Below are 4,238 nucleotides of genomic sequence, written 5' to 3' on the forward strand. Positions count from 1 at the left end.
CCGAGACCTGGGAGAATCCGGCCGGTCACAGCGGCAGGCCGATCGGTTACGCGGCCTCGGGCGTGATCGTCCTGGGTTTCATCCTCGGCGGCATCGGCCTGACGGTCGGCCCGCGGGTGCTGATCTGGATCGGCGTCGCGATCATCGTCATCGTCGGCGCGGTCGGCATGGCGGCGCGCGTATGGAGCGATTACCGGCCGGGAAGCCTCGACGAGGCGGACAATGACGGGGGCGCGGGTGTACCGCCCGGTCGCCCTAGGCCCAACGCAGCGCCGCGATGATCGCGACTGCGCCGGCCGCGAGGAAAGCCGCGTAGTCGTTGACGGAGCCGGTGTGCACGGCACGCAGCGCGCGCACCGGCAGCGGTTCCTTCGAGCGCAGATATCCGGCGGTCAGCAGCGCTCCCAGCCCGACGCTCACGACGATCAGGCCCAGTTCCATCAGGTCGGTGTAGTGGAAGTCCACCACCACGTGCGATAGCGAGCCCACCCCGGCGAGCACATCGTGGGCGTACTGCTGCGGATGTAAGAGCCCGGATGCCGCCGGGGCCATCGCGTGGTCGATGACGGTGCCCGGCACCACGCCGAACGCGATGCAGCAGCCGCTGAGGACGAGCAGGCTGATCAGCATGCCGGGCCGCAGCGATTCGCTACGCTCGTACTCCTCCTCCCGCTCGCGGAAGAAGGCCAGCCAGGCGGCCCGGCCGAGCGCGGCGATCGTGATCAGCTGCGCGACCAGCATCAGCGCGTAGGGCAGGTATTGATGGCTCTCGAGCAGGCCGTGGTGGATGAGGCTGAGGGAGACGTAGCCGCCGAGCGGCGGGATGCCCGCGATCGAGGCGCACCCGACGACGAACGCGCCCGCGACCCACGGCCACCGGCCCAGCAGGCCGCCCATCTCAGAGAGCTTCGTCACGCCGGTGCGGTGGGTGATGGCGCCGGCGCACAGGAACAGCAGCGACTTGAACAGCGCGTGGTTGACCAGGTGATAGGTGGACCCTGCGATGCCCGAAGCCGCCCCCGTCCCCAGCCCTATGGCCAACACGCCCATCTGCGAGATCGTGTCATAGGCGAGCAGCCGTTTGAGCTCGTCCTGCGCGAGCGCCATGATCGCCCCGACCAGCGCCGAGACGACCCCGACCACCATCAGGATGCCGAGGATCGGGGTCTGCGAGGTCGGAAAGACCTGAAACGCCAGCCGGCCGACGGCCACGATGCCCAGGTTCACCATGAGACCGGAGAAGAGGGCTGACACCGGTCCGGGCGCGGCAGTGTGCGCGTCTGGCAGCCAGCCGTGGAACGGGATCAGCCCTGCTTTCGTCCCGAAGCCGGCCACCAGCAGCCCCAGCGCGACCAGATCAGCCGTGCCGACGTGGGCGGCCAGCGCGTTGTGCAACTGCGCGAGGTTGAGCGCGCCGTGCCCGGTGTAGAGCAGCCCGGCGCCGATGAACACCGCGAACGCCGCGATGGTGGTCAGGATCGCGATCTTGAAGGCGGCTTCCAGCGCGATCGGCCGCTCCAGGAAGAATCCGGTGAGCCCGTAGCTGGCCAGCGCGGCCACTTCGAACCACACGAACAGGTTGAACAGGTCCGCGGTGAGCGCCGATCCGATCAGCGCGGCGTCGAGCAGCTGGAACAGGCAGGCGAAGGCGCCGAGTTCGCGTTCGCCGAGGCCGCCCAGCTCGGAGAGCGCGTACACCACGAGCAGGGTTCCGATGCCGGCGCAGGCCAGCGCGAAGGTCATCCCGAACGGATCGGCGGCGAAGGCGATGCCCAGCACCGCGCCGTGGACCGGGCCCCAGCCGCCCATGTAGTGCGCGAGGATACCGCCGCCGGTCCCGTATACGTGCGGCGCGATCAGCGCGAGCACGGCGAGCGAGCCGACCAGGCCCAGCGCGGAGACGATGAGCGGCAGGCGCTTGGAGAGGCGCGCGAGCAAGGGGGCGAGCACCGCGCCGGTGAGCGGAAGCGCGACGGTCAGCGGCAGCAGCGAACCCGCGGCCGCGGTGGTCGTGATCACTGCGTCACCCTCGCAGCTCCCTGATCTTGTCGGCGTCCAAGGTGCGGTAGTGCTGCGCGACCCGCACCACGATGGTGAGGAACACGGCGGTCACCGCGACGCCGATGACGATCGCGGTCAGGCAGAAGTTCTGCAGCACCGGATCGGCGACGTTGCCGCGCACCAGGTCGTGCGCCGTCCGGCCGCCCGGCGGGCCGACCAGCACCGGAGCAGTCGACCCGGCCCGGTAGGCCATGGAGATGAACAGCAGGTAGGTGGAGCCCTCCATCAGCGAGAGCCCCATCACGATCTTGATCAGGTTGCGGCGGGTGAGCACCGTGTAGAGCCCGGCGCAGAACACGAACCCGGCCACCAGGTAGTTGGCTACGATCACTGATCCGCACCTCCCGCGTTCGCGGCCCGCGATGCGTTCTCGTCGTTCTCCCGGTTCTCGTCGTTCGCGTTCCCGCCGTTGTCGCCGCCGTCTTCGTCCTCTGACTTGTCGCGGGCCCAGTCGTGGCTCATCGCCAGCAGCGCGAAGACCGCGATGATCAGACCGGTGCCGACCTCGACCAGCTCGCCGCCGGAGAAGAGCTGCACGACGCCGCCGGAGCGGATCGTCTGCGGCGGCGTGAGCGGCAGCCAGTTGGCGGTGAACGAGCCCTTGAGGAACAGGCCGAGCGCCTCGGTCAGGATGATCAGCGTCGCCCCGGCCATCTCGATGCTCTCCATCAGCTTCGGCTGCACCACGCGGGCGACCCGCTTGCGGCCGAAGCCCGCGTACACCAGGAGCAGCACCCCGAGGATCACCGCGCCGCCGGGGAAGCCGCCACCGGGGGAGTAGCCCCAGGCCACCAGGTAGCAGCCGGTCACCGCCAGGATCGGGGTCGCGGTGCGCACCGCCCCGCGCACCACGATCGACATCGCCTCGGCGCGCTCCGGCCCGCGCCCGCCGACCAGTTCGTTGTCAGGGGTCTTCGGCCGGTGTTCGACGCTCGTCTTGGACGGGAACGGCGCCGTCGCGGCCGCCGCGGCGGGATCGTCGCTCGACTCGGATTCGTCCGACTGCTCGGATTCCCCGTCCGACTCGGCGCTCTCCGCCCGGCGGGCCTCGCGCTCCTCGGCGTCCGGCGCCCCGCCCGGATCGATTTCCGACTGCTCGCGCTCGCCCGCGACGTCCTCGCCGAAGTAGCCGGTCCGCGGTTCGCGCGGACGGGCCAGCAGCACGACGCTGATCACCGCGGCCAGAAGCAGGAAGGTCTCGCCGAAGGTGTCGAAGCCGCGGGTGCCGTATACGACCTCGTTCACCGGCTCGGTCAGGTTCCAGCTCGGCAGCGACACCTGCAGCGCGTACCGGGCGACCTCGGACAGCTGCTGGTGCGCGCGCGGCAGGCTCAGCAGCGCGGCACCGAAGGCCGCCGCCACGCCCGCGGTGAGCAGCATGCCGACGACGACGCGATGCTTCGGCTCGGACTCGACCGCCTCGCCGCGGATGCGCGTGCCGCGTTCGTCAGTCGTCGTCATGATGCGACTCGCCCTTCTCCTCCAGCTCGCCGTGGTCGGGCACGTCGGTGCGCACCTTGCCGATGGCGATCAGGTACAGCGCCGGCAGCGCGATGGCGCCGACGACGACCTCGGAGTGCGCGTCATCCGGCGCGCCGAGCACGACGAAGATGAGCGAGAGCATCGTGCCGACGCCGGAGAGGGCCATGACCGCGCCGTTGAGGTTGCGCACCTTGACCACGAGCACGGCCGCTATCACGATCAGCGCGAGCACGAGATAGTCGAGCGCCCAGAACAGCGTCACCCGTCGCCTCCGCTGCCCGGTCGCTGCGCCCGCTCCTTCGTCTCCGGGTTCGCCTTCGCCTTCTCGTGCTCCTGCTCCTGCTCCTTCGCCTTCTCCTGGGCTTTGCGCTCGACGACCTCGTCGCGTACTGCGCCGTCCCACATCGGCACGCCCGACTTGTACGCGGCACGTGCCAGCGCATGCGAGGCGGTCGGGCTGACGATCAGCAGCAGCACCGCGACAAGCAGCGCCCGGCTGGCGTACGTGCTGTCGATGCCTTCTCCGACGACCAGCGCGACCAGCGCCGGCAGCGCGCCCATGGTCACCGTTTTGGAGGAACACTGGATGCGGCTGTACAGGTCCGGCATGCGCAGAATCCCGACCGCCCCGGACAGCGAGAACGCGAGTCCGATACTCGCGAGCACGAGGAACACGATGGTCTTCACAGCAGCCC

At 70.0% G+C, this 4,238-nt stretch carries 5 protein-coding genes and 1 pseudogene; 1 reads left to right on the forward strand and 5 read right to left on the reverse strand.

The features are described 5' to 3' along the window. Positions 1-281 (forward strand): annotated as a pseudogene (locus tag VFB40_RS08605) (hypothetical protein); the annotation flags it as partial. Here the strand turns inward: VFB40_RS08605 and VFB40_RS08610 are convergent. The 5 genes from VFB40_RS08610 to mnhG all read right to left on the reverse strand — a co-directional run. Continuing rightward, positions 256-2,019, reverse strand: coding sequence for a complex I subunit 5 family protein (locus tag VFB40_RS08610; RefSeq protein ID WP_324848772.1), 1,764 nt, complete (start codon positions 2,017-2,019; stop codon positions 256-258). The pseudogene VFB40_RS08605 and the gene VFB40_RS08610 sit on opposite strands and share 26 nt — an antisense overlap. A 4-nt stretch (positions 2,020-2,023) precedes the next feature. Further along, a complete protein-coding gene (locus VFB40_RS08615) occupies positions 2,024-2,392 on the reverse strand; it encodes a sodium:proton antiporter (RefSeq protein WP_324848773.1) in 369 nt (122 codons plus the stop codon). Continuing rightward, positions 2,389-3,522, reverse strand: a complete 1,134-nt coding sequence (locus VFB40_RS08620) for an MnhB domain-containing protein (protein WP_324848774.1) — start codon at positions 3,520-3,522, stop codon at positions 2,389-2,391. Before VFB40_RS08620 ends, VFB40_RS08615 begins: the two co-directional genes overlap by 4 nt. Then, entirely contained in the window at positions 3,509-3,805 is a 297-nt protein-coding gene (locus tag VFB40_RS08625) for a Na(+)/H(+) antiporter subunit B (protein ID WP_324848775.1), read from the reverse strand. Before VFB40_RS08625 ends, VFB40_RS08620 begins: the two co-directional genes overlap by 14 nt. Beyond that, positions 3,802-4,238: monovalent cation/H(+) antiporter subunit G (gene mnhG, locus VFB40_RS08630; RefSeq protein WP_324848776.1), on the reverse strand; the 437-nt coding region annotated here is incomplete at its 5' end. The genes mnhG and VFB40_RS08625, both read right to left, overlap by 4 nt.

Origin of the sequence: Actinocrinis sp., from assembly GCF_035650855.1 — a bacterium.
GTDB lineage: Bacteria > Actinomycetota > Actinomycetes > Streptomycetales > Catenulisporaceae > Actinocrinis.